21 protein-coding genes are annotated in these 24042 nt (G+C 73.3%); 10 read left to right on the top strand and 11 right to left on the bottom strand.

The window, feature by feature from the left end; translation table 11 throughout:
* Positions 1 to 177: 177 nt before the first annotated feature.
* Both ACQP10_RS31165 and ACQP10_RS31160 read right to left on the bottom strand, forming a co-directional pair.
* Complete coding sequence (locus ACQP10_RS31165) at positions 178 to 1179, bottom strand: alpha/beta hydrolase family protein (protein WP_433540215.1); 1002 nt, start codon at positions 1177 to 1179, stop codon at positions 178 to 180.
* On the bottom strand, positions 1176 to 2228 hold the full coding sequence (locus tag ACQP10_RS31160; RefSeq protein WP_346019268.1) for a zinc-binding dehydrogenase: 1053 nt from the start codon (positions 2226 to 2228) through the stop codon (positions 1176 to 1178). The genes ACQP10_RS31165 and ACQP10_RS31160 overlap by 4 nt, the downstream gene beginning before the upstream one ends.
* A gap of 171 nt (positions 2229 to 2399) precedes the next feature.
* Between ACQP10_RS31160 and ACQP10_RS31155 the strand changes: the two genes are divergently transcribed.
* Complete coding sequence (locus tag ACQP10_RS31155; protein WP_346019269.1) at positions 2400 to 3314, top strand: LysR family transcriptional regulator; 915 nt, start codon at positions 2400 to 2402, stop codon at positions 3312 to 3314.
* Between the two features lie 78 nt (positions 3315 to 3392).
* On the opposite strand, the gene ACQP10_RS31150 is transcribed toward ACQP10_RS31155, so the two are convergent.
* The 3 genes from ACQP10_RS31150 to ACQP10_RS31140 form a co-directional block, all read right to left on the bottom strand.
* Positions 3393 to 4175, bottom strand: coding sequence for an ABC transporter ATP-binding protein (locus ACQP10_RS31150; protein WP_346019270.1), 783 nt, complete (start codon positions 4173 to 4175; stop codon positions 3393 to 3395).
* An 80-nt stretch (positions 4176 to 4255) separates the two neighbouring features.
* Entirely contained in the window at positions 4256 to 5332 is a 1077-nt protein-coding gene (locus ACQP10_RS31145; protein ID WP_346019271.1) for a FecCD family ABC transporter permease, read from the bottom strand.
* Between the two features lie 44 nt (positions 5333 to 5376).
* Positions 5377 to 6432, bottom strand: coding sequence for a FecCD family ABC transporter permease (locus ACQP10_RS31140; protein ID WP_346019272.1), 1056 nt, complete (start codon positions 6430 to 6432; stop codon positions 5377 to 5379).
* A 97-nt stretch (positions 6433 to 6529) separates the two neighbouring features.
* On the opposite strand from ACQP10_RS31140, the gene ACQP10_RS31135 reads away from it, so the two are divergent.
* Positions 6530 to 7558, top strand: coding sequence for an ABC transporter substrate-binding protein (locus ACQP10_RS31135; RefSeq protein WP_346019273.1), 1029 nt, complete (start codon positions 6530 to 6532; stop codon positions 7556 to 7558).
* A 111-nt stretch (positions 7559 to 7669) separates the two neighbouring features.
* Here ACQP10_RS31135 and ACQP10_RS31130 read toward each other — a convergent pair whose 3' ends face one another.
* Positions 7670 to 8758 carry a PLP-dependent cysteine synthase family protein gene (locus ACQP10_RS31130; protein ID WP_346019274.1) on the bottom strand — a complete coding sequence of 363 codons (1089 nt, stop codon included), beginning with the start codon at positions 8756 to 8758 and terminating at the stop codon, positions 7670 to 7672.
* 276 nt (positions 8759 to 9034) lie between these two features.
* On the opposite strand from ACQP10_RS31130, the gene ACQP10_RS31125 reads away from it, so the two are divergent.
* On the top strand, positions 9035 to 9622 hold the full coding sequence (locus tag ACQP10_RS31125; RefSeq protein WP_179826336.1) for a sigma-70 family RNA polymerase sigma factor: 588 nt from the start codon (positions 9035 to 9037) through the stop codon (positions 9620 to 9622).
* Positions 9623 to 9716: 94 nt separating this feature from the next.
* Here the strand turns inward: ACQP10_RS31125 and ACQP10_RS31120 are convergent, their stop codons facing one another.
* Positions 9717 to 10565: a DMT family transporter gene (locus ACQP10_RS31120; RefSeq protein WP_346019275.1), complete on the bottom strand. Its 849-nt coding sequence runs from the start codon at positions 10563 to 10565 to the stop codon at positions 9717 to 9719.
* 85 nt (positions 10566 to 10650) lie between these two features.
* Here ACQP10_RS31120 and ACQP10_RS31115 point away from each other — a divergent pair, with 85 nt between their 5' ends.
* Positions 10651 to 11226 (top strand): helix-turn-helix domain-containing protein, encoded by a 576-nt coding sequence (locus ACQP10_RS31115; protein WP_346019276.1) that lies wholly within the window; start codon positions 10651 to 10653, stop codon positions 11224 to 11226.
* A gap of 270 nt (positions 11227 to 11496) precedes the next feature.
* Positions 11497 to 12330, top strand: a complete 834-nt coding sequence (locus ACQP10_RS31110) for a polysaccharide deacetylase family protein (protein ID WP_346019277.1) — start codon at positions 11497 to 11499, stop codon at positions 12328 to 12330.
* A gap of 121 nt (positions 12331 to 12451) precedes the next feature.
* On the opposite strand, the gene ACQP10_RS31105 is transcribed toward ACQP10_RS31110, so the two are convergent.
* Positions 12452 to 13099, bottom strand: a complete 648-nt coding sequence (locus tag ACQP10_RS31105) for a superoxide dismutase family protein (RefSeq protein WP_346019278.1) — start codon at positions 13097 to 13099, stop codon at positions 12452 to 12454.
* 144 nt (positions 13100 to 13243) lie between these two features.
* Positions 13244 to 15097 carry a translational GTPase TypA gene (gene typA / locus ACQP10_RS31100; protein WP_179824756.1) on the bottom strand — a complete coding sequence of 618 codons (1854 nt, stop codon included), beginning with the start codon at positions 15095 to 15097 and terminating at the stop codon, positions 13244 to 13246.
* Between the two features lie 283 nt (positions 15098 to 15380).
* On the opposite strand from typA, the gene ACQP10_RS31095 reads away from it, so the two are divergent.
* The 4 genes from ACQP10_RS31095 to ACQP10_RS31080 all read left to right on the top strand — a co-directional run bounded on the left by ACQP10_RS31095 (position 15381) and on the right by ACQP10_RS31080 (position 20910).
* The gene (locus ACQP10_RS31095) at positions 15381 to 16328 is read left to right on the top strand and encodes an AMP-binding protein (RefSeq protein WP_346019279.1); all 948 of its coding nucleotides are present in this window, start codon (positions 15381 to 15383) and stop codon (positions 16326 to 16328) included.
* A 184-nt stretch (positions 16329 to 16512) separates the two neighbouring features.
* Complete coding sequence (locus ACQP10_RS31090; RefSeq protein ID WP_346019280.1) at positions 16513 to 17463, top strand: alpha/beta hydrolase; 951 nt, start codon at positions 16513 to 16515, stop codon at positions 17461 to 17463.
* 106 nt (positions 17464 to 17569) lie between these two features.
* A complete protein-coding gene (gene pta, locus ACQP10_RS31085; RefSeq protein ID WP_433540214.1) occupies positions 17570 to 19666 on the top strand; it encodes a phosphate acetyltransferase in 2097 nt (698 codons plus the stop codon).
* Between the two features lie 113 nt (positions 19667 to 19779).
* A complete protein-coding gene (locus ACQP10_RS31080; RefSeq protein ID WP_433540213.1) occupies positions 19780 to 20910 on the top strand; it encodes an acetate/propionate family kinase in 1131 nt (376 codons plus the stop codon).
* A 111-nt stretch (positions 20911 to 21021) separates the two neighbouring features.
* Here ACQP10_RS31080 and ACQP10_RS31075 read toward each other — a convergent pair whose 3' ends face one another.
* Positions 21022 to 22167, bottom strand: a complete 1146-nt coding sequence (locus tag ACQP10_RS31075) for a serine hydrolase domain-containing protein (protein WP_433540212.1) — start codon at positions 22165 to 22167, stop codon at positions 21022 to 21024.
* A gap of 80 nt (positions 22168 to 22247) precedes the next feature.
* Positions 22248 to 22910 carry a DUF4097 family beta strand repeat-containing protein gene (locus ACQP10_RS31070; RefSeq protein WP_346019284.1) on the bottom strand — a complete coding sequence of 221 codons (663 nt, stop codon included), beginning with the start codon at positions 22908 to 22910 and terminating at the stop codon, positions 22248 to 22250.
* Between the two features lie 261 nt (positions 22911 to 23171).
* Between ACQP10_RS31070 and ACQP10_RS31065 the strand changes: the two genes are divergently transcribed.
* A complete protein-coding gene (locus tag ACQP10_RS31065; protein ID WP_346019285.1) occupies positions 23172 to 23966 on the top strand; it encodes a GbsR/MarR family transcriptional regulator in 795 nt (264 codons plus the stop codon).
* Positions 23967 to 24042: the final 76 nt, after the last annotated feature.

Here is a 24042-nt window from a genome sequence, read left to right as displayed (position 1 = left end):
GGAACATACGCCCCGGTTACCGGCCGGGCAACAGTCCATCCGGTAACCGCGTCTGCCTCTTCCACCCGCTCACCCGGCCCGCGCCGCCCGCCCGGCGGCGGCGCGGCGCGGACCTCGCGCGGCGGCCCGGCCGGAGCCGCCGGTGCCCCGATCGCCCCGGTCGTGCCGGTCGCCTCGTCAGCGTCCGGGCGCCCCCAGCCGCGCCATCAGCCAGTCGGCCGCGGCGGGTAGCCAGTCGGGGTGGGCCTCACCGAGCAGGTGGTCGGCGTACGGGACGAGCAGGTACTCGCCGCGCGGCGCGAGGCGGGCCAGCGGCTCGCCGTTGACCACGCCGGGGATGGCGTCCCGGCCGCCGTCCACCACCAGCAGCGGTACGGCGATGCGCGGGGCGAGGTCCGTCAGGTCCACGTGGCGGGCGAAGTCCCGGGCGGCGCCGGCGCCGCCGGCGCGCTGGGTCAGCGTGTCGTGCACGAACTCGGGCAGCGCGTCCCAGTCGAGGCGGAAGGGACCGCTGACGGTCACGGCGGCCCTGACCCGGGGCTCCAGGGCGGCGCTCTCGGCGGCGTAGTAACCACCCAGGCTGAGCCCCACCAGGCCGATCCCCTCGACGCCGAGGGCGTCGATGACATCGCCCACCACCCGGTGGTAGTCGGGGCGGACGACGGTGGTGGCCGCGAGCGCCCCCTGCCCGGGGCCGTCCATGGCGAACACCGCCGCGCCCCTGCGCAGGAACGTGTCGGCGACGGCGTGGAACTCCTCCTTGCCGGAGTCCATGCCGGGCACGATCACGACGGTCGCCGCGGCGTCGGCGGGGCCGCGGAGCCGGCCCGTGAAGCCGGGGCCCTCGATCCTCCTGGCCTCCGGCTCCAGGACCTCCAGGGCGCGGCCCATGGCGGCGTCGGCCTCGGCGGCGGCCAGGGCGGCCAGCGCGCGGTCCGGGTGCGGCACGAGGGCGGCGAAGTGGAACCACCTGGCGGCCGTCCGGTGGTGCTCGCCCGCCGAGACCGCGGACGCCGCCGTCCGGGCCAGGTCGAGGTGGCGCCGCCCGGCCCGGACGAAGGCGTCCGGCCAGTCGTCGAGGGACGCGAGCCCGGCCGTGACGCGGCGGTACTCGTGCGCATCGAGGCCGGCGGCGGTGGCGCGGCTGAAGTTGGCCTCGGCGAACTCGGCGACGCTCATCGCGACTCCTTCGCGGTGCGGGGCTCTCCGGCGGTGCGGAGCTCCCGGACGGTGAGAGGTTCTCCGCCGGTGGAACCGGCGGAGGGCTCACCGACGGCGAAGGGCTCTCCCGCGACGGGGCCGGCGGCGGGAGGGTCGCCGACGGTGAGGACGGCCTTGCCCCGGACCCGCCTCTCCCGCAGGTCGACCAGGAGGCTCGCGGTCTCCGCCCAGTCGGCGACCCGGCCGATCTCCGGGTGCAGCCGTCCGGCGTCCACCAGCCGGACCAGCGTGGCGAGGTCCTCGCCGTAGGGGGCGCCGGCGTAGTGGAAGTGCCGGATCACGGCGTTCTCCGGCCCGGAGAGGAGGCCGAAGAAGTCGAGGGTCACCGGGGTCCGGCCGGCCTGGCCGTACCAGATCAGCGTGCCGCCCGGGGCCAGCGCGGCGAGCGCGACGGGCAGGGCGGCGCCGCCGGTGGACTCCAGGACCAGCGGGAAGGGGCCGCGCGCGTCGGCGACGTCGTGCACGACCTCCGCGGCGCCCAGTTCGATCAGCCGCCGGCCGCGTTCGGGCGAGGCGGTCACCGCCGTGATCTCGGCTCCGGCCGCGGCGGCCAGTTCGGTGAAGTAGTGGCCCACCCCGCCCGAGGCGCCGGTGAGCAGGATCCGCCGGCCCGTCACGGCGCCGGCCACGCGGAGCAGGCGCAGCGCGGTGATCCCGGCGAGGGGCAGGGCGGCGGCCCGGACGGAGGCGACGGAGCCGGGCAGCTCGGCGAGCGAGTGGGTGGGGACCGCGACGTACTCGGCCCAGCCCCCGTACGGCGGGTGCCCCACGACGCGGGTGCCGGCCGCCGGGCCCGAGCCGTCGGCCGCCGCCTGCACGACCAGGCCCGCGACGTCCTTGCCCGGGAGGAGCCCCGGGCGCGGGTTCTCCAGCAGGAAGGTCTCCCCCCGGTTGACGGAGAACGCCTCCACCCTGACCAGGGCCTCGTCCGCGGCCGGGACGGGCTGGGCGTCCTCGGCGAGTTCCACCGGGCGTTCCGGCTCGCCGGTGGCGATCAGTCTCTTCATGCCGGTCATGGAACCGGAGGCGCGGGCGCCCCGGCCAACAACCGGCGGGGGAGGGCGACAACCATCGGTTGTCACCCGAGGCCCGTTCCGTGGGCCTTCATCGCGACGAGGAGCCGTCTGAATGACCACAGTGGGCGAAAGCCCAACGAAACACGCCATAAGGTGTGGGCCGTGGATCTCGACCTGGCACAGGTCCGCGCGTTCGTGCTCACCGCGGAGGAACTGCACTTCGGCCGGGCGGCGGTGGAGCTGTCGATCTCCCAGCAGGCCCTGTCCAAGCGGATCGCCGCCCTGGAGTCCCGGCTCGGCGCGCGCCTGCTCGACCGCGGCGGGCAGGGGGTACGGCTCACCGAGGCCGGGCGGCGCTTCCTCGCGCCCGCCCGGCAGGCGCTCGCCGCCGGGGATCTCGCCGTGGCCGCCGTGCGCGACGAGCGCCGGCCGCTGCGGGTGGACGTGTGGGGCCATCTCTACGCGCCGATGCGCACGCTCGCCCGCGTCGCGGCGCGCGCCGAGGGACTGGAACTCGAACTGGGACACGGCCGTGACCTGCCGTTCGTGGCGGCGGCACTGCTGCGCGGGGAGACCGACATCGGGTTCGGCAGGGTCCATCCGCCACTGCCGGAGGGGCTCACCCACCGGCTGGTGCGGCTGGAGCCCGTCGACGCGGTGGTCAGCGTGGACCACTCCCTGGCGGCCGAGCCGGCCCTGCGGCCCGAGCAACTGCGCACCAGCGTGCTGTGGACGCCGGGGCCGCTGGACCGGCTCGACTTCCTCGGCCGCTTCGCCGACCACTTCGGCGTCACCGGCCGGGAACAGGGCCCCAATCTCGGGCTCGACCACTTCGCCGGCCGCATCGCCGCGGATCCCGGCTGCTTCTCGCTGCTGCCCGCCGACTGCCCCCTGCCGGACGTCCCCGGCGTCCGGTCGATACCGCTGGTGGACCCGATCCCGCTGTACGCCTGGTCACTGCTGTGGCGGAGCTCCGAAGGGTCTCCACCGGCCGGTCCGCTGGTGGAGGCGTTCCTGGAGGAGGCGGGCCGCAGCCGGTGGCTGGAGTACGACCCGCGGCGCGACTGGCTGCCCTGAGGAGCGCCGTACGGCGTGGGCCGCCGGGGCGCCGCGCGGGAGGGCGGGAGGGCCGGCGGCGGACGCCGGCCGGGAGGATCAGTGGCGGACGCCGACCGGGACGACCAGGGGCGTGCCCGCCACCGGGTCCTCGATGACCTTGGCTTCCAGGTCGAAGACCTCGGCCAGCAGCGGCTCGGTGAGGACCTCGTGCGGCGTCCCGGACGCGATCACCCGGCCGGCGCGCATGGCGACCAGCCGGTCGGCGTACCGGGCCGCGAGGTTGAGGTCGTGCAGGACCATCACCACGGTCCGGCCGTGCTCGCGGTGCAGCCGGCGGACCAGCTCCAGCACCTCGACCTGGTGGGCGAGGTCGAGGAAGGTCGTCGGCTCGTCGAGCAGCAGCAGGTCGGTGCCCTGGGCCAGGGCCATGGAGATCCACGCCCGCTGCCGCTGCCCGCCCGACAGCTCGTCCAGCGGGCGCTCGCCCAGGCCGTCCAGGCCCGTCATGGCCAGTGCCTCGCCGACCGCCGCCTCGTCGCCGGACGACCACTGCCGGTACCAGGTCTGGTGCGGGTGCCGTCCCCGGGCCACCAGGTCGGCCACGGTCAGCCCCTCGGGGGCCGTCGGCGCCTGCGGCAGCACGCCCAGGACCCGGGCGACCTCCTTGGTCGGCATCCGGTCGATGCGCTTGCCGTCCAGCAGCACCTCGCCGCCGGACGGCCGCAGCAGCCGTCCCAGCGCGCGCAGCAGCGTGGACTTGCCGCACCCGTTGGGCCCGATGATCGTGGTGACCGTGCCGGCCTCGATCCCCAGGTCGAGACCGTCGACGATGACGCGGTCACCGTAGCCGAGCCTCACGCCGACCGCCTGCAGCCTCACGTTCTCTTCCTCTCCGTGTCCCCGGTGCGTTCCGGGAGCCCGCCGCTCCGGAGATCGGTCGTCCGGCCGGTGCCCGCCGTTCACGCGCGTGCCCCCCGGCGCGCGCGGATGAGCAGGTAGATCAGGTAGGGGGCGCCCAGGACCGCGGTGACCACGCCCACCGGGAGCTCGGCGGGGGCGGCCACCGTACGGGCGGCCAGGTCGGCGGCGGTGACCAGGACGGCCCCGCACAGCGCCGAGACGACCAGCGGCGGCTGGGCGACCCCGGCCACGCGCAGCGCGATCTGCGGCGAGGCCAGGGCGACGAAGGCGATCGGCCCGGCCGCGGCGGTGGCCACCGCCGCGAGCAGCACGGCGGCCAGGATGAGCAGGCCCCTGGCGAGGTTCGTCCGCACGCCCAGGCCGGTCACGGTGTCGTCGCCGAAGCGCAGCGCGCCGAGCGACCGGGTGCCGGCCAGCGCCGCCGGGACCAGTACGGCCAGCGCGATCGCGACCGGGACCACATGCTCCCAGCCCCGGCCGTTCAGCGAGCCGCTGATCCACACCATGGCCCGGCCGCTGTCGGTGACGTCCCCGACGGTCAGCAGCCAGTACTTGACGTTGGTGAACACCGCCGAGACGCCGACGCCGACCAGGACGAGGCGGTAGCCGTCCAGGCCCCCGCGCCAGGCCAGCAGGTAGACGGCCAGCGCCCCGGCCAGCCCGCCGGCCAGGGCCACCAGGGGGACGCCCACGCTCGCCAGGACGCCGCCCGCGCCGCCCGCGGCGCTCCCGGCGGTCACGATGACCCCGACCACGGCGACGCTGGATCCGGTGGTGACGCCGAGGACGTCGGGGCTGGCCAGCGGGTTGCGGGCGATGGCCTGGGTGATCGCGCCGGCCAGGGCCAGCGCCGCGCCGACGAGGACGCCGGTCAGCGCGCGGGGGAGCCGCAGCTCCATCACGACGAAGTGGTCCGGCCCGTCGCCGGTGACCGCCCGGAACACCTCGGCGACGCTCATCGGGATGTCGCCGAGACGCATGTTCAGCGCCATCAGCAGTACCGCGGCGGCCAGCAGGACCAGGGCGGCGGCGGCCGAGCGAAGGCGCAGCAGCCAGGAGGCCGGGCCGAGCCGCAGCGGCCGCTCGTGCGCGAGCCGTACGGGGACAGGGGACACGGGCGGGACGCCTTCCGGATGGGGCGAGGGGATCGGCGGGGAGGTCACAGACGCAACGGCTTCCTGCGCCTGACCAGCGCGACGAAGAACGGCGCGCCCAGCAGGGCGAGCACGACGCCGACCTCCAGCTCGCCGGGCCGGGCCACGACCCGGCCCACCACGTCGGCGCCCAGCAGGGCCGCGGCGCCGAGCAACCCCGAGTACGGCAGCAGCAGCCGGTGGTCGGGTCCCGACAGGGGACGCGCCAGGTGCGGCACCATCAGGCCGAGGAAGGCGAGCGCCCCGCAGGCCGCGACGGCGGCGCCGCTGAGCAGCGTGATCGCGGCGACGCCGACGGTGCGGGTCAGCGCGACGTTCTGGCCCAGGGCCCGGGCCACGTCCTCGCCGAGCGCGAGGGTGTTGAGGCCGGGGGCGTTGACCAGCGCCAGGACCAGGCCGGCCGCGACGAACGGGAGGACCTGCCAGGCGACGTCGGCGCCGCGGCCCGCGATCGACCCGGCCTGCCAGAACCGGAAGACGTCCATGGCCTGCTCGTCCATCAGGACCATGGCGGAGGTGAGGGCGTAGAGGAAGGCGCTGACCGCGGTGCCGGCCAGGGCCAGCGTCACCGGGGTGGGACCGCCCCGGCCACCGCCGGCCATGCCGAGGGCGAAGACGCCCACGCTGGCCACCAGCGCCCCGGCCAGGCCGAACCAGATGTAGCCGTACAGACTCGTCACGCCGAACACCATGATGGCGGCCACCATCGCGAAGGCCGCGCCCTGGGTGACGCCGAGCAGTCCGGGATCGGCCAGGGGGTTGCGGGTGTGGCCCTGCATCAGCGCGCCCGCCACGCCGAGCGCGATCCCGGCCAGCAGGCCGAGGGCGGTCCGGGGGACGCGCAGCGAGGAGACGACGATGTCGTTCTCGGTGCCGGTCGGGCCGGTCAGCGCGTGCCAGACGTCGGCGGGCGGCACCGGCCGGGCGCCGACCATGACGCTCAGCACGGCCGCCACCGCCACGGCGCCGAGCAGCCCGGCCAGGACGAGGGACGGGCGCGGGCGGGCCGACCGGGGCCTGCCGGACGCCGGCGGCCGGACGGGGGTCACCGCTGTGCTCACCCGCGCTCCTCTCGGGTCGGTTGCCGGGCTTCAGGCAAGTATGTCAGGTTAGGTATGCCTAATCTAAATTAGGTGTGGCTTCAGCAAAGGAAATCGGATGAGAGTGTTGCGTACCCTGGCCGCCGGCGTCGCGGGAGCCGTGCTGACCCTCGGGCTCGCCGCCTGCGGGTCGGGTTCGTCCACCGGGACGGCCGCCGGCCCCGGCTCGGACGCCCAGGCGCCCAACCCGCAGGCGAGCGGTACGGCCGGCGCCGCGGCGTTCCCCCGCACGGTCAAGCACGCCATGGGCGAGACCGAGATCCCGGCGCAGCCCAAGCGGGTCGTGGCACTCGACCAGAGCTTCGTGGACGCGGTGCTGACCCTGGAGACCGACGTCGCCGGCTACACCACCTACCGGTCGATCGAGGAGAAGCTGCCCGACTACCTCGCCCCGGTCCTCGGGCACGCCGGGGACGCCACGTCGGTCGGCACGCTGGAGCAGCCCAGCCTGGAGAAGATCGTCGCGCTCAAGCCCGACCTGATCGTCTCGGCGAAGGTCCGCCACGAGGCGCTCTACGACAAGCTGTCGAAGATCGCGCCGACGGTGTTCAGCGAGACCACCGGCGCCATCTGGAAGGAGAACCTCCGGCTCATGGGCCGGGCCCTGGGCAAGGAGGACCTGGCCGAGCAGCGGATCACCGCCTACCAGGACCGGGCCGCGAAGATCGGCGAGTCGATCAAGGCGAAGGAGGGCGGGATGCCCACCGTCTCGGTCGCCCGCTTCGCCGGTGAGCCGACCGTCCGCCTCTACGTGGAGAACTCCTACTCCGGCCTGGTGCTGAAGGACGTCGGCTTCCCGAGGCCGAAGGACCAGCCGACCAGCGCGGACGCCATCGCGGTGGACGTCAGCCAGGAGAACATCACCCAGCTCGACGCCGACCACATCTTCGTCGCCGCCTACGACGACCCGTCGGTCGAGCCGATCAGGAAGAAGTTCGAGGCCAACCCGCTGTGGGACCGGCTGAAGGGCGCCAAGCACGACGTCTCCGACACCACGTGGATGAGCGCCGTCGGCATCCAGGGCGCCCACGCCATGCTCGACGACCTGGCGAAGATCTTCGAGGTCGATCCGGCGAAGGCCGCCTGAGCGCGCCGGACGGACGGGCCGGCGGGCGGTGCGGGCGCGCGGTGTACGCGCCCGCCCCCGTCCCGGCCGGGTGCGGGGCCGCACAGGCCCGGACGCGGGTGGGGTCCCGCGTCACACCTCCGACAGAAAGGCACGCAGGTCGCGCAGGTGCGGGTTGATGTCCAGGCCCTGTTCGGCCAGCCAGTCGTCGTTGTCATACGTCCCGCGGTAGCGCTCGCCGCCGTCGCAGATCAGCGTGACGACACTGCCCCGCTCGCCCGCCGCGCGCATCTCGCGCAGGATCCGCACCGCCGCCGCCACGTTGGTGCCGGTGGAGCCGCCGACGTCGCGGCCGGTGACCTCCCGGACCCAGCGCATGGCCGCGATGGACAGCGCGTCCGGCACGCGGATCATGCGGTCGATGACCTCGGGCATGAAGGAGGGCTCCACCCGGGGGCGGCCGATGCCCTCGATGCGCGAGCCCGGGGCGGTGACCGTGGTGTCGCCGCTCTCCCAGGAGGGGTAGAAGGCCGACCCCTCGGGGTCGACCACGGCCAGGCGGGTGAGGTGGCGGCGGTAGCGGATGTAGCGGCCGATCGTCGAGGACGTGCCGCCGGTGCCCGCGCCGACCACGATCCAGGCCGGCTCGGGGTGGGGCTCCATCTCCATCTGCTGGAAGATGCTCTCGGCGATGTTGTTGTTGCCGCGCCAGTCGGTGGCCCGCTCGGCGTAGGTGAACTGGTCCATGAAGTGGCCGCCGGCCTTGGCGGCCAGCCTGCGCGACTCCGAGTAGATCGCCTTGGGGTCGTCCACGAGGTGGCACTTGCCGCCGTAGAACTCGATCAGGGCGATCTTCTCCGGCGAGGTCGAGGCGGGCATCACCGCGATGAACGGCAGGCCGACGAGCCGGGCGAAGTACGCCTCGCTCACCGCCGTGGACCCGCTGGAGGCCTCCACGACCGTGGTGGACGGGCCGATCCATCCGTTGGCCAGGCCGTACAGGAACAGGGAGCGGGCGAGCCGGTGCTTGAGTGAACCGGTCGGGTGGACGGACTCGTCCTTCAGATAGAGGTTCACTCCCCAGTGGGCGGGGAGGGGGAAGACGTGGAGGTGGGTGTCACAGCTCCGGTGCGCGTCGGCCTCGACCCGCCGGATGGCCTCGGCCACCCAGGAGCGGGTACGGGGATCGTGCCGATCCACCTGGTCCATCGGGGATTGCATGGGCCAAAGGTAGCGTGAGCTGCGATGATGTGAGAGTGGACACACTTTACGACTATTCCAAGGGAAAGATGTTACGATAACGATACTTGTCCGGCTATGGGGCGTGTGTCCGTCCGCCACCGATGCAGCCAGAATCCGACCCCCTGACCAGCTAGGACTCTTAACGGCACCTTTACGGGATGCCTGGGAGCATGCGATGGCCCGTCAGGGGAAGGGGCATCGCACGATGTGCCGGATGTTACTGGGGGAAGGTCCGAGGGGGATCACGTGATCACGATGACCGAAGAGCAGCGCAACGACTGGTTCGAGCGAGATGTCGTGCCGGTGACCAACCAGCTCTACGCGTCCGCGATGCGTCTCACCCGTAACTCGGCGGACGCCGAGGACCTGGTCCAGGAGACCGTGGCCAAGGCGTTCAGCTCCTACCACCAGTTCCGCGAGGGCACCAACCTCAAGGCGTGGCTGCACCGCATCCTCACCAACAACTTCATCAACGAGTACCGCAAGAAGCAGCGCTCGCCCAAGCTCTCGGCCACCGAGGAGATCGAGGACTGGCAGCTCGCCGCCGCCGAGTCCCACATGTCCTCCGGGCTGAAGTCCGCCGAGACCGAGGCGCTGGAGCAGCTGCCCGACACCGCGGTGATGAACGCCCTGCGCGCCCTGCCCGAGGAGTTCCGCGTGGCGGTCTACCTCGCCGACGTCGAGGGCTTCGCCTACAAGGAGATCGCCGACCGGATGGGCACCCCCATCGGCACGGTCATGTCCCGCCTGCACCGCGGCCGCCGCCAGCTGCGGACCATGCTGGCCGACTACGCCCGCGAGGAGGGCGCGGTCCGGCTGCCCGAGCAGCGCCGCGCCGCCTGACCCTCCCCGGACGCGGCGCCGCCCGGCCCGCCGGTACGGCGCCGCGCCCGCCTTCTCCCGGCCTCGTCGCCCGCTCCGCCGGGGGAACGGAGGCTCAGGGTGACGGCGACGCGGCGATCAGCGTGACCGCGACCAGGGTGACGCCGACCCCGGCGGCCTGCACCGCGTTCAGCCGCTCGCCCAGCACCTGGCGGGCCAGCAGCAGCGTGCTCACCGGGTAGAGCGAGACCAGGACGGCGACGAGGCTCAGCATCCCGCGCTGCTGGGCGAGCAGGAACAGCACGTTGGCCGTCATGTCCAGCACTCCCGCCGTGATCACGATGCGCGGCACCCCGTGCCCCGGGCGCAGCGTCCGGCCGGTGACCGCGGCCAGCAGAACGATCATGGTGATCGACACCGTCCTGGCCCCGGCCAGCGGCCACAGGCCGCCTTCGTCGGGGCTCTGGGCCAGTAGCACGAAGAAGCCGCCGAAGCCCGCCCCGGCGACGAGCGCGGCCAGGACCGGGGTGCGCCGCGGGCCGGACTCCGCCGCGGGGGACTCGCGGCTCACCAGCACCACCGCGACCAGCGCCAGCGCCACGCCGCCCAGCGCCACCGGCTCCGGGCGGTCCCCGGTGACCACCCCGAAGATCACCGGCAGCGCCGCCGAGGTGACCGCGGTGATCGGCGCCGCCACGGACATCGTCCCGGTGGCGAGCGCGCGGTAGAACAGCACCAGTCCGACGGTGCCCGACAGGCCCGCCGCCATGCCCCAGCCCAGCGCCTCCGCCGACGGGCGGCCCGGCAGGAACGGCAGCAGGACGACGACCGTCACCAGGCCCGCTGACTGCGACAGCGCGACCACCGCCATGACGACCTTCGACCGCCGGGTCGCCAGGCCGCCGAAGAAGTCCGCGGTGCCGTACACCACCGCGCAGGCCGTCGCCAGGACCACCGCCGACATGTCTCCCCCTGGTGCAATAGGTTGCACTATTTGTACACCAGATAAGGTGCACTGTGGTGTAAATCATGTTCATTAGAATGAACCGATGGACCCTGAGACCATCACCGGCGCCATCGCCAACAACGTCCGTGCCCAGCGGGCGCACCGGCACATGACGCTCGACGAGCTCGCCGCGCGCTCGGGCGTCAGCCGGGGCATGCTCGTCCAGGTCGAGCAGGGGCGGACCAACCCGAGCATCAACACCCTGACCCGCATCGCCGACGCGCTCGGCGTGACGGTCGCCCGGATGGTCGAGGTCGCGGACACGCCGGTCGTCCGGGTCGTCGCCCCCGCCGACGTCGTCACCTTCCCGCACGGCGAGGAGAGCTCCGCCCGGCTGCTGGTCGGCAGCGACGCCCCCGCGATCCTGGAGCTGTGGGACTGGCGTCTGGCCCCGGGCGAGCACCACGACGGCGACGCCCACCCGCCGGGCACCCGCGAGATGCTGACCGTGCTGGAAGGGGAGCTCTCCCTGTCGGTCCACGGCAGGAGCCACCTCGTCCCGACCGACGGGGCCGTCCTGTTCAGCGCCGACCGGCCGCACCGGTACGCCAATCTCGGCGACACCCCGCTGCGATTCGTGATGGTCGTGACCGAGCCGCGGGGGACGCCCGACCAGTAGGAGTCCTCGGTGGTGCCCCGGAACGCCCGGCCGACGGGCGTCCGCGCCCCGGGGGACGCCCGGCCAGTAGGCGTCCGTGGCCGGGAGGACAGGTGGGGTGCCGCCGCCGACCGGGTACACCTGTCGCCGACATGCGCCCTAAGGGCGCGTCGATACATTGAATTGCCGGTCGATGTCCCATCCTGGTGGGAGGAACTGGCCGAGATCGTGCGGGGAGACGCGGTCCAGGATCACCTCTCGCCCCGCGGCGATTTTCGGAGGGCGGCGGGCATGCGGCGATGGATCGTCCCGGTGGCGCTTCTCCTGTCGGCCGGGGCGTGCGCCGTCCCCGTCCACCGCGCGCAGACCCGGGGACCCGCGCCCACCCCGTCCGCGGCCCCCAGCCGCCGGCCGGTCGATCCCGCCGAACTCGCCCTGAAGCTCGCCGGGATCCAGCCGGGCTGGCCCAGACGCGGCTACCCCCTCCCGCCCCCGAGGCAGAAGATCGACTGCGGGAAGGCCAAGTGCGTGGCGCTGACCTACGACGACGGCCCCGGGCACGACACCGCGAGGCTGCTCGACATCCTCGCCCGGCACCACGCCAGGGCCACCTTCTTCCTCGTCGGGGGGATGGTCCTGGCCAACGCCGACGGCGCGCTGCGCCGCATGGTGCGCGACGGGCACGAGCTGGGCAACCACACCTGGAGCCACCCGCAGCTCACCGCCCTGTCCGAGAGCGCGGTCCGGGCCGAGCTGGCCCGCACCCAGAACGTCATCGAGCGCAGGACCGGCGTCCGGGCGACCCTCATGCGCCCGCCGTACGGGGCCACCGACGGCAGGGTCGCGGCCGTGGCCCGGCGCATGGGGCTGGCCCAGATCCTGTGGAACGTGGACACCCTGGACTGGCGCGACCGCGTCACCCCGGTCGTCGCGCGGCGCGCGACCGCGATCAAGCCCGGGTCGATCGTGCTCATGCACGACATCCACCGCACCACGGTGGACGCCGCCCCCCGGATCCTGAAGGAACTCACCCGCCGGGGCTTCGTATTCGTCACGGTCTCGGAGCTGTACGGCAAGCCGCTCCGCCCCGGCGTGGGCTACAGCGAGCGGGAACGCGACCAGTGACCGCCCGCCGGTCCGCGTCGCCACCGGAACGGGCGGACGGCCGCCGCGCCGGTGCCTGACCGCGGACCGGCGTGGCGGCCGCTTCGCCGTTCCCGGACCACGCGGGCGGGCGGTCGCTTCGCTAGCGCTCGATCACGCCGCAGGCGACGCGCCTGCCGGAGTCGCCGGCCTTGAGCGTCTCGGCGTCGGGCCCGCCCTGGCCCTGCCCGCTGTGGTAGCGGTCGGGGATGTTGGCGTGGTTGTCGGACAGGGCGTGGATGACGACGGAGCTGCCGTCGGCGTCGAAGAGCTGCTGCACCCGGAAGCGGTCCGTCACCAGGACGGCCCGGCCGGTGCCGTCCTTACCGACCATGAGGTCGGGCAGGTCGCCGGAGTGGTACGGGTGGGCCTCGGAGTCCAGGTCGAAGTGCGGTCCCGCGCTGAAGAACGGGCTGCCCGTCGCCGGATCGGTCGACTTGGGGTCGCAGACGCCCTTGGCGTGGATGTGGAAGCCGTGCTGCCCCGGGGTCAGGTCGCTGACGACGACCACGACCCTGGGCTTGTCGGAGTCGGCCCCCGCGATGCGCAGCATGCCGACCGCCCGGCCGTCGGCGTCCTTGATGGTGGCGCCGACCTGGCCGCCGAACGGGCCCGACGACGGCTCGCCGGCCGGTCCCGACGGGCGCGCCGGCGGCGCGGTGCCCGACGGGCCGGGCGCGGGAGCGGCGGCCACGGTCGCCGCGCCCGCCCCGAGCGCGAGGGCCAGCGTCAAATGGACTTCACGAAGCATGATCTCCCCCGAATTCGTCCGCTCCCCGTCGTGCGGGGAGCGCCCTGCGAGTCTCCTACCTCGAAGATCAGGTGACAATCACGCCGCCGGGAAAGGGAGGGGAAAGGACCGCGCCCCGCCCGGGAGCCGCGGGGGCCGAGGGGGTCAGCCGTTGCGCTTGGCGCGGGCGGCGGAACGGCCCCGGGTGGCGGCGTCCAGGACGACCTTGCGGATGCGCACCGCCTCGGGGGTGATCTCCACGCACTCGTCCTCGCGGATGAACTCCAGCGCCTGCTCCAGGGAGAGCTGCCGCGGCGGGATGACCTTCTCGGTCTCGTCCGCGGTGGAGGAGCGCATGTTGGTGAGCTTCTTCTCCTTGGTGATGTTCACGTCCATGTCGTCGGAGCGCGAGTTCTCACCAACGATCATGCCCTCGTAGACCTCGGTGCCCGGCGACACGAACAGCACGCCGCGCTCCTGCAGGTTCAGCATGGCGAACGCGGTCACCGGGCCGGAGCGGTCGGCGACCAGCGAACCGTTGTTGCGGGTGCGCAGCTCGCCGAACCACGGCTCGTACGCCTCGAAGACGTGGTGCACCAGGCCGGTGCCCCGGGTCTCGGTCAGGAACTCGGTCCGGAAGCCGATCAGGCCGCGGGCCGGGACCACGAACTCCATCCGGATCCAGCCGGTGCCGTGGTTGGTCATGTGCTCCATGCGGCCCTTGCGGACGGCCAGGAGCTGGGTGACGGCCCCGAGGTAGTCCTCCGGGCAGTCGACGGTCAGGCGCTCGACCGGCTCGTGCACCTTGCCGTCGATGGTCTTGGTGACCACCTGCGGCTTGCCGACGGTCAGCTCGTAGCCCTCGCGGCGCATCTGCTCGACGAGGATGGCCAGCGCCAGCTCGCCGCGGCCCTGCACCTCCCAGGCGTCCGGGCGCTCGGTCGGCAGGACGCGCAGCGACACGTTGCCGACCAGCTCCTTGTCCAGGCGGTCCTTGACCATGCGGGCGGTGACCTTGGCCCCCTTCACCTTGCCGACCAGCGGCGAGGTGTTGGTGCCGATGACCATCGAGATCGCGGGCTCGTCCACCGTGATCAGCGGCAGCGGACGCGGGTCGTCGGGGTCGGCCAGGGTCTCGCCGATCATGATGTCCGGGATGCCGGCGATCGCGATGATGTCGCCGGGCCCGGCCTCCTCGGCGGGCCTGCGCTCCAGCGCCTCGGTCATCAGCAGCTCGGTGATCTTCACCCGCTGGATGCTGCCGTCGGTACGGCACCAGGCGACCTGCTGGCCCTTCTTGATGACGCCCTGGTGGACCCGGCACAGCGCGATCCGGCCGAGGTAGGACGAGGCGTCGAGGTTGGTGACGTGCGCCTGCAGCGGGGCGTCGGGGTCGTAGGTCGGGGCGGGGATCGTCTCCTTGATGACCTCGAACAGCGGCTCCAGGTCCTCGGAGTCGGGCAGGCCGCCGTCCTCGGGACGGTTCAGCGAGGCGCGGCCGGCCTTGGCCGAGGCGTAGACGATCGGGAAGTCGATCTGATCCTCGGTGGCGTCGAGGTCCATGAAGAGCTCGTAGACCTCGTCCACGACCTCCTTGATGCGGGCGTCGGGGCGGTCGACCTTGTTGATGCACAGGATGACCGGCATCTTCGCGGCGAACGCCTTGCGCAGCACGAACCTGGTCTGCGGCAGCGGGCCCTCGGAGGCGTCGACCAGCAGCACGACGCCGTCCACCATCGACAGGCCGCGCTCGACCTCGCCGCCGAAGTCGGCGTGGCCGGGGGTGTCGATGATGTTGAGGGTCATGCCGCCGTGCCGTACGGCGGTGTTCTTCGCGAGAATGGTGATGCCCTTCTCGCGTTCGAGGTCGTTGGAGTCCATGACGCGGTCGTCGACGTCCTGGTTGGCCCGGAAGGCTCCGGACTGCCAGAGCATGGCATCCACGAGAGTGGTCTTGCCGTGGTCGACGTGCGCGATGATCGCGATGTTCCGCAGGTCGTCGCGGCTGTTCAGAGGCATGGTGGAGTCTCACTCTTTGATCGTGGAGGCTGGCCGCCGAACGTGCGGCCTACCTATTTTAGGTGATGCCGCCGATCCCTCTCACGCTCACCGCGATGCTCCGCGGGCGGAGGGATCCGGTCCGGTGGCCGGAAGGCCGCTCCTACCGGCGGGGATTCCCGGCCGGACGCGCCACGGACCTCGGGGAGACCGCCGGGGAGACAATGCGGGCGCCGGGGAAATGGTCAGCCGTCTGCATATTCCTGACCATGCGCGGGAGGACCTGAGTTTCTATCGTGATCTTATGCCGACCTGGACCGATGTGGTGCTGAGCGCCGCCGGGCACCGCGGGGAGCGACCCGCGGTCACCGACGCCGCCACCGGCGACGTCCTCTCCTACGCCGCGCTCGCCGGGCGGATCGGCCCGGCGACGGCGGAACTGCGCGACCGCGGCGTCGCGCCCGGGGACCGGGTGGTCGTCCGCCTCCCCCCGGGGCCCGGTTTCCCCCTCGCCGTGCACGCCGCCGCGGCGGCCGGGGCGCTGGTGGTGCCGCTCGCGGCGGACCTGGACCGCGACGTCTTCTACGAGTGCCTGGCGGCGAGCCGCGCGCGGATGATGATCACCGACCGGGCGCAGGCCGAGTGGTCGATGCGGGTCGCCGGCGACTCCCGCGTCCGGCAGATCCTCACCCTGGAGGAGGTGGCGTCCCCCCGGCCCGACGGCCCGGGGGCCCCGTCGCACCGCGGACCCGTGGTCCCGCCGCAGCGCGACCCCGGCGCCCAGCCGCGGCGCGGGCCGAGCGTGCCGCCCCAGCGGGGGCCGAGCGCGCCGCCGAGCCGCGGGCCGGGCGTTCCGCCCCGGCGCGGCGCGGCCGTCCGGTCGCGCGGCGGCGCGGAGGCGCCCGCGTTGACCTTCGACGGCAGCCGGGTGATCAGCCACGCCGGGGTGGTGGCGGAGCTGCGGCGGCTGGCCCCGGAGGCGATGCTCAGGGAGCGTGACCGCGTGCTCGTCGTCACCACCGAGCCGCGCGCCCAGGCCGTCCTGTTCGACCTGGCGCTGATGGGCGGGGCGCACGTCGTCGCGGCCCCGGGCGCCACGCCGGGCGAGTGCCGGGCGCTCATCGAGGAGTACGGCATCACCGTCGCCGCGGTGCCGCCGTGGGCGGTCGCGCGGCCGGCCGGGAATCGCTGGCCGCGGGTCACCGTGTCGGCGTACGGACGATCGACGGAGCTCGTCATCCCCAGGGGCTGACCCGGGGCGGGAAACCCCCATGGCTCCGTCCCGGAGCCGTTGCCCGCGTCGGCCTCCCGGCGTTCCCCGAGGCCGGGGATCCCCGGGGCCGGGATCCCCGGCGCCGCGGGGCGTCCCGCGCCCCGCGCGTCGTGAGGCCTCGGCCGTGGGAAGGAGTCCTGACCTCAGGTTCTAAGCTCGAAACATGTCTTTCGCGCCATCCTTCGCGGCGATGTTCATGACCGAGGACGACGTCCGGATCGACGCCGCGCACACGCCCTCGCGCGGCGCGGCGGACCTGGGAATCGTCGTGGCGCACGGGTTCACCGGCTCGCTCAGGGAGCTCACCACCCGGCGGATCACCCATGTGCTCAGCGAGTTCGGCGGCGTCGTGTCCTTCGACTTCCGCGGGCACGGCCGTTCCGGGGGCCTGTCGACGGTCGGCGACCTGGAGGTCCTCGACCTGGAGGCCGCCGTACGGCACACGAGGATGATCGGATACACCCGCGTGGCCACCGTCGGGTTCTCCATGGGCGGCGCCGTGGTCGTGCGGCACGCGGGGCTGCGCGGCGCGACGCGCTCCGGCGGGGCCATGGTGGGCCCGGCCGGGGACGGGCTGCTGAGCGGTGCCGGCGGCGGCCTGGAGGCAGCCGCTGTGCTGAGCCCGGTCATGGACGGGCCGGTGGGCCTGGACGGCGACGCGCCGCTCCCCGGCCGGGGCGGGCCGGGCCCGGAGCTCGTGAACGCCGCGCTCGGCGACGGGCGCGGGCGGGTCGACGCCGTGGTCTCGATCAGCTCCCCGGCCCGGTGGTACTACCGCGGCACCAAGCCGATGCGGCAGGTGCACTGGGCGATCGAGCGGCGGCTGGGCCGCTGGGCCACGCGGCTGGGCCGGGGCACCCGGATCCGCAAGGGAGGCTGGGACCCGGTGCCGCTGGCGCCCTACGAGGCCGCCGCGACGGTCACGCCGACGCCGCTGCTGGTCGTGCACGGCGACTCCGACTCCTTCTTCCCCGTCGAGCACGCCCTGCAGCTCTACGGCGCCGCCCGCGACCCCAGGGAGTTGTGGCTCGAACCCGGGTTCGGCCACGCCGAGACGGCGGCCACGCCGGAGCTGATCCGCCGGATCGGCGCATGGGTCAGCGCCAGGACCTGATTACCGAGGGTGTTTACTCCTCTTACGAGTCTTATGAGTCTTATGGGTCTTGCGAGGCGTCGTGAGGCGTCGCGAGGCACCGTGCCGAAGGGAGGGGCGGGCGCCCATGCGGAGCATCTACGTGGCCGGTCTCGGCCGCGGAGACGGCAGGCAGATCGTCGAGCTCGGCCTGATGGAGCTGCTCACCCGCCGGGTGGGCCGGGCCGGGGTGTTCCGGCCGATCTCCCGGGACGGGGAGGATCGCACCCTCGAACTGCTCACCGCCCGCTACCGCCCCGCGGTCTCGGCGGTCGGGATGACGGCCGCGGCCGCCGCCGAGGTCTACACCCGGCACGGCGCCGAGGAGCTCGTCAGCCGGCTGGTCGGCCACTTCCACACGCTGGAGCCGGAGTGCGACGCGCTGCTGGTGCTGGGCGCCTCGTTCGACGCCGAGGTCCTGCCGCCCGTGACGGCGTTCAACGCGCGCCTGGCCGCCGAGTTCGGCGCGCCGGTGATCGTGGTGGTGGGCGCGCACGGCGAGCGCGCCGACGAGGCCGAGATGGAGATGCGCACCGCCCATCAGGTCTTCACCGACCTGGGTGGCACGGTGCTCGCGGTGGTCGCCAACCGGGTGCCCGAGGGGGTGACCGTACGGCCCGGCCTGCCGGTGCCCTGCTACGCCATCCCCGAGCACCCGTCGCTGTCGGCCCCGACCGTCGGCCAGGTGATGCAGGCCGTGGACGCCGAGCACGTCCAGGGCGACGAGGACGGGCTGCGCCGCGACGTGTTCGGGTTCGTCTTCGGCGGCGCCATGCTCCCGCTGTTCCTGGAACACCTGGCCGACGGGGCGCTGACGATCACCCCGGGCGACCGCGCCGACCTGCTGCTCGCCTCGGCCGCGGCGGAGGCGGCGGGCACGGCCAGGCCGTCCGGCGTGGTGCTGACCCTGGGGGAGAAGCCGACCGAGGCGGTCAAGGCCCTCACCACCGGCCTCGCGCCGGGGCTGCCGGTGCTGTCGGCCGCCGCGGACAGCTTCACCGTCGCGACCGCGCTGGCCGGGCTGGAGGGCCGGCTCACCGCCGACAACCCCCGAAAGATCGACACGGCGCTCGGCCACTTCGAGGCCCACGTGGACACCGCCGACCTGGCCGACCGGATCGAGCTGGCCCGCTCCGAGCGGATCACGCCGATGATGTTCGAGCACACCCTGCTGGAGCGGGCCCGCGCCGACCGGCGGCACATCGTGCTCCCGGAGGGGGAGGAGGACCGCGTCCTGCAGGCCGCCGACGTCCTGCTGCGCCGCGGCATCGTGGACATCACCCTGCTGGGGCGGGAGGAGGCGGTCCGCAGGCGCATCGGCGCCCTCGGCCTCGACCTGTCCGGCGTGACCGTCGTCGACCCGCTGACCTCCCCGCTGCGCGAGCCGTTCGCCGAGGAGTACGCGGCGCTGCGGGCGCACAAGGGGATGACCCTGGAGCGGGCCCGCGACGTGATCGGCGACGTCAACTTCTTCGGCACGATGATGCTGCACCGCGGCATGGTGGACGGCATGGTCTCCGGCGCCGCGCACACCACCGCGGCCACGATCCTGCCCCCCTTCCAGATCGTCAGGACGGTCCCCGGCACCTCGATCGTCTCGTCGGTGTTCTTCATGTGCCTGGCCGACCGGGTGCTCGTCTACGGCGACTGCGCGATCAACCCCGCCCCGGACGCCGGGCAGCTCGCCGACATCGCGATCTCCTCGGCCCTTACGGCGAGGCGGTTCGGCGTCGAGCCGCGGGTGGCGATGCTGTCGTACTCCACCGGCGCCTCCGGCCGGGGCGCCGACGTGGACAAGGTCCGCGAGGCCACCGCCCTGGTGGCCTCGCGGGCGCCGGACCTGCTGGTGGAGGGGCCGATCCAGTACGACGCGGCCGTGGACCCCCGGGTCGCCGCGGCCAAGCTGCCGGGCTCCGAGGTCGCCGGGCGGGCCACCGTACTGATCTTCCCCGACCTCAACACCGGCAACAACACCTACAAGGCGGTGCAGCGCTCCGCCGGGGCCGTGGCGATCGGACCGGTCCTGCAGGGGTTGCGCAAGCCGGTGAACGACCTGTCGCGGGGCGCGCTGGTCGCCGACATCGTCAGCACGGTCGCCATCACCGCCATCCAGGCCCAGGAAGGCGCCATCCAGGCCCAGGAAGGTGTCGGACAGGGCGTGGCGGGCCGTACGGCGGGCAGGTGAGCACCGGGCCGCGCGGCGGCGCGGGAGAACCCGGTGGGCGTTTCCCGGAGGCTTCCGGGGACTTCCGGCAGGAGCCGGGGGCGGCGGGCGGAGCAGGGAGGGAAGAGGGAGCGGTGGGGCGCGTACTGGTGGTCAACAGCGGATCCTCCTCGGTGAAGTACCGGCTGCTGGAGGGCGACGAGCGGCTGGCGTCCGGGACGGTGGAGCGGATCGGCGAGCCCGGCTCCCCGGTGCCCGACCACGAGGCGGCGCTGAAGCTGATCGGCGCCGAGCTGGCCGGGCGGGGCCTGGGGATCGACTCGCCCGAGCTGACCGCGGTCGGGCACCGGGTGGTGCACGGCGGCGTCACCTTCACCGAGCCCACCCTGATCACCGACGACGTGGTCGGGAAGATCGAGGAGCTGATCCCGCTCGCCCCGCTGCACAACCCGGCCGGCCTCGCCGGCATCGAGGCCGTGCGGCGGCTCCGGCCCGACCTGCCGCAGGTGGCGGTCTTCGACACCGCCTTCCACGCCACGATCCCCCCGGCCGCCGCGGCCTACGCGATCGACCGGGAGGTGGCCGAGCGGTGGAGGATACGCCGCTACGGCTTCCACGGCACCTCGCACGCCTACGTCTCGCGTGAGGCCGCCCGCCTGGCCGGGACGCCGTCGGCCGGCGTGATCGTGCTGCACCTGGGCAACGGGGCCAGCGCCTCGGCGGTGTCCGGCGGGCGCTGCGTGGACACCTCGATGGGCATGACCCCGCTGGAGGGCCTGGTCATGGGCACCCGGAGCGGCGACGTGGACCCGGGGGCGCTCCTCTACCTCGTCCGGACCGCGGGCATGTCCCCGGAGGAGATCGACACGCTGCTCAACCGGCGCTCCGGCCTGCTGGGCCTGTGCGGGGACAACGACATGCGCGCGGTGCAGGAGCGGCTGGCCGCCGGCGATCCGGCCGCCGAGCTGGCCATGTCGGTCTACTGCCACCGGCTGCGCAAGTACGTCGGCGCCTACTACGCGGTGCTCGGCTCGGTGGACGTGATCGCCTTCACCGGCGGCGTGGGGGAGAACTCCGCGCCGGTCCGGGAACGGGCCCTGACCGGACTGGAGCGGCTGGGCATCGTGCTCGACCCGGGCCGCAACGCGCGCGGGGAGCGGATCATCTCGGCCGACGACTCCCCGGTGCGGGTGGCGGTGATCCCCACGGACGAGGAGCTGGAGATCGCCCACCAGACCCTTGAGGTGGTCGAGCGGCACCGGTGAGGAGCCGGCCGGTACCCGCCGGGGGCTCGCCGCACCGGTGAGGGACCGTACGGGACCCGCCGGGGGCCGGCGGGCGGGCCCGTGAGGCGAGCCCGCGGTGCCCGGCCCCCTCTACCGGGCCGGGTCGGCCGCGTCGGCCTGGCCGCCGCCGAACACCTCGGCGACGAGCCGCTGCGTCGCCTGCTGGAACGCCGCACCCGCGGACATGGCGGTGTCGTCCACGTAGTTCAGCGCGGCGGTCAGGGTCGTGCCGCCGTCGGGCGTGCTGTACATCAGCGCCGCGTGGCCGGCCATGCCGCCGTTGTGGGTGATGACGGTGCCGCCGCCCGGCACCTCCTGCACGAACACCCCCAGGCCGTAGCCGGCCTTGGACTCCGGCGTGAACATCTCGGCCAGCAGCTCGGCCGGCAGCAGCCTGCCGCCCACCAGCGCGGAGATGAACGTCTGCAGGTCCCGGGCGGTGGAGATCATGTCGCCGCCGCTGGAGATCCAGGAGGGGTTGTGCCGGGTGACGTCGACCGTCCGGGTCTGGCCGTCCTCCTCGTAGCGGTAGTAGGCGTGGGCGTACGGGGCGGGGATGTCCTGCTCGGTGGTCGGCTGGACGGTGCCCGTCAGGCCGAGCGGCCCCAGGATGAGGCGCTGCATCTCCTCGGCGACCGGGCGGCCGGTGACCTTCTCGATCAGCAGCCGGGCCAGCACGTAGTTGGTGTTGGAGTAGCTCCAGTCGGTGCCCGGCTCGAACCTCGCCGGCTTGGACAGTGCCAGCCGTACCAGCTCCTGCGGCCGGTAGCTGCGGAACCGGTTGTCCACCCACTCCTTGCCCGCGGGGGTGGCGGGGATCCCCGGCACGAACGTGCCGTCCTCGAAGTACTCGCCGGTGAAGTTGAACACCCCGCTGGTGTGCTGCAGCAGCATCCGCACCGTGATCCGCCGGTCCATCCCGAACTCGGGCAGGTAGTCGTCCACCGGGGTGTCCAGTCCGATCCGACCCTCGGCCACCAGTTGCAGCACCACGGTGGCGGTGAACGTCTTGGTGTTGCTGCCGATCCGGACGTGCCCGTCGGCCGGCGGCTCCTCGGCTCCGCCCAGCTCGCTCGCTCCGGCGCCGGCGGCCCACTCGCCCCGCTCGTCGTGTACTCGCAGCCGAACTCCGACGAAACCGGAGTCGACCATCTCCTGGATGATCTTGCGCAGCTCCGGGCGGTCCTGCCCGGTCCGCGCGGTGAACTCGTCCTGGCCGGTGGGGGTGACGGACATGATGGTGTGCTCCTTCGAATGTGACGTGAAACGCGTCGGACGGACGGGTGGCGGAACGTGACTCCGCCGGGTCGGGACGGCTAGAGGCTGCGGGCGGTGATGTCGCCGCTGGTGGTGGTGGCGTGGACGTCGAGTTCGACGGTGCCGTCGTTCTTGAAACCGTTGGCGATGCGGCCGAGGGTGGTGCCGGCGTCCAGGGCGGCCGAGACGCCGGCGGCGGCGGTGATCGAGATGTCGCCGGACTGGGTGCGGAGCACGACCGTGCCGCCCGTGGCCTCGGCGATGGTGATGTCGCCCCTCGCGGTGCTGATCTCCGCGGGGCCGCCCAGCCGGCCGACCTCGATGTCGCCGTCGGTCGCGGTGAGACGAAGGCTCGCGGTCTCGTCCAGCTTGATCTGGTGGTACGCGCCCTCGAAGGCGACGTCGCCGAGGCGGCCGACGGTCCGGAGCTCGGCGGCGTCCGTCTTCGCCTCGACCTGGGATCCGGCGGGCAGCTTGACCGTCACCTCGACGGCTCCGGTCGGGCCGAGGTACTGGTTCTTCACCGCGGTCTCGATCCGCAGGACGCCGTCGGCGTATTCGACCGTGGTCTGCTCGGCCGCCTTGACGTCGCGGCTCTTGGAGGCGTTGGCGGGCAGGACCTCGACCGTGGTGTCGGCGCGGTCGGCGGCGATGAGCCGGACGCGTCCGGCGGGGATGTGAAGGACGGCGGAGATCGGGGCGGGGGTGTCGAACGTGTGCATCGTGTGCTCCCTCGTGCTTGCGGCTCGTTGTTTCCGACAACGAGAAAGCTACGTTGCTTTCCGAATTCATGCAACAAGATCTTTGCTTAAGAGCAACATTTATGCAGGTAGTAGCAGAGAAATCATTGCAACGTTCTCTCGCATAACGCAACGATGAGATGATCCTGCGTTGCAATGGACTGAAGGAGAACGCTATGGTGGAGGCGTCGGGAAACACCGGGCACCCCCACGGAGCACCCGTGGGGCACGAAAGGAGGCGTGATGCCGGGAGGCAGGCTCACCCAGCAGGACCGCCAGCAGATCGCGCTGGGGCTGGCCGACGGCCTCGCCTACGCCGAGATCGCCCGCCGCCTCGACCGTCCGACCTCGACGGTCACCCGTGAGGTGATGCGCAACGGCGGCCCCACCGGCTACCGCGCCGACCTGGCCCACCGCGCCACCCAGCGGCGCACCCACCGGCGCGGGCAGGCCGCGCCCCGGGAGGCGGAGTCGGTCCCCCAGCCCTACGGGCGCGACGCCGAGGCCGTGCGCGACTACCAGGAGGCCCTCACCACCGTCTTCATGATCTCGGGCCTGCCCAAGATGATGGCCCGGGTGCTGGGCTGCCTCTACACCACCGACGCCGGCAGCCTCACCGCCTCCGAGCTCGCCCGGCGCCTCCAGGTCAGCCCCGCCTCCGTCTCCAAGGCGATCACGTTCCTGGAGGGCCTGGACCTCGTCCGCCGGGAACGCGACGAACGCCGCCGCGAGCGCTACGTCGTCGACGACGACCTGTGGTACCAGTCGATGATCCGCAGCGCCCGGGCCAACGACCAGCTCATCGAGACCGCGCGGCAGGGCGTCGCCATCCTCGGCCCCGGCACTCCGGCCGCCGTCCGCCTGGAGAACGTCGCCCGGTTCCACGACTTCATCACCGAGAACCTCCTCCGCGCCGCCGAGCAGGCCCGCGAGGTCCTCCACGCCAAAACCGGGGCGGCCCCGGGCGACACCGCCGGGCCGGGTTCGGAGCTCCGAAAAAACTTTGCCGGATTTCACGAACCAATCTCGGATGAATGACGTCTACCTAGAACGGATGGGTTGAACCCGCCGGGAGACGTCCAAGGGGCACGTAGACCCGCATGCCGGGGCACGT

The sequence above is a fragment of the Streptosporangium sandarakinum genome (assembly GCF_050942225.1).
Classification (GTDB): domain Bacteria; phylum Actinomycetota; class Actinomycetes; order Streptosporangiales; family Streptosporangiaceae; genus Streptosporangium; species Streptosporangium nondiastaticum.
Note: the sequence above shows the minus strand (reverse complement) of the source record. Positions and strands in the feature narration are given on the sequence as shown.

Excerpts from the sequence above, each read along its gene's own strand:
- ACQP10_RS31165 (WP_433540215.1), bottom strand. The coding sequence starts at position 1,179 with ATGAGCGTCGCCGAGTTCGCCGAGGCCAACTTCAGCCGCGCCACCGCC.
- ACQP10_RS31160 (WP_346019268.1), bottom strand. The coding sequence starts at position 2,228 with ATGAAGAGACTGATCGCCACCGGCGAGCCGGAACGCCCGGTGGAACTC.
- ACQP10_RS31135 (WP_346019273.1), top strand. The coding sequence starts at position 6,530 with ATGAGAGTGTTGCGTACCCTGGCCGCCGGCGTCGCGGGAGCCGTGCTG.
- ACQP10_RS31130 (WP_346019274.1), bottom strand. The coding sequence starts at position 8,758 with ATGCAATCCCCGATGGACCAGGTGGATCGGCACGATCCCCGTACCCGC.
- ACQP10_RS31125 (WP_179826336.1), top strand. The coding sequence starts at position 9,035 with ATGACCGAAGAGCAGCGCAACGACTGGTTCGAGCGAGATGTCGTGCCG.
- ACQP10_RS31120 (WP_346019275.1), bottom strand. The coding sequence starts at position 10,565 with ATGTCGGCGGTGGTCCTGGCGACGGCCTGCGCGGTGGTGTACGGCACC.
- ACQP10_RS31115 (WP_346019276.1), top strand. The coding sequence starts at position 10,651 with ATGGACCCTGAGACCATCACCGGCGCCATCGCCAACAACGTCCGTGCC.
- ACQP10_RS31110 (WP_346019277.1), top strand. The coding sequence starts at position 11,497 with ATGCGGCGATGGATCGTCCCGGTGGCGCTTCTCCTGTCGGCCGGGGCG.
- ACQP10_RS31105 (WP_346019278.1), bottom strand. The coding sequence starts at position 13,099 with ATGCTTCGTGAAGTCCATTTGACGCTGGCCCTCGCGCTCGGGGCGGGC.
- typA (WP_179824756.1), bottom strand. The coding sequence starts at position 15,097 with ATGCCTCTGAACAGCCGCGACGACCTGCGGAACATCGCGATCATCGCG.
- ACQP10_RS31095 (WP_346019279.1), top strand. The coding sequence starts at position 15,381 with ATGCCGACCTGGACCGATGTGGTGCTGAGCGCCGCCGGGCACCGCGGG.
- ACQP10_RS31090 (WP_346019280.1), top strand. The coding sequence starts at position 16,513 with ATGTCTTTCGCGCCATCCTTCGCGGCGATGTTCATGACCGAGGACGAC.
- pta (WP_433540214.1), top strand. The coding sequence starts at position 17,570 with ATGCGGAGCATCTACGTGGCCGGTCTCGGCCGCGGAGACGGCAGGCAG.
- ACQP10_RS31075 (WP_433540212.1), bottom strand. The coding sequence starts at position 22,167 with ATGTCCGTCACCCCCACCGGCCAGGACGAGTTCACCGCGCGGACCGGG.
- ACQP10_RS31070 (WP_346019284.1), bottom strand. The coding sequence starts at position 22,910 with ATGCACACGTTCGACACCCCCGCCCCGATCTCCGCCGTCCTTCACATC.
- ACQP10_RS31065 (WP_346019285.1), top strand. The coding sequence starts at position 23,172 with ATGCCGGGAGGCAGGCTCACCCAGCAGGACCGCCAGCAGATCGCGCTG.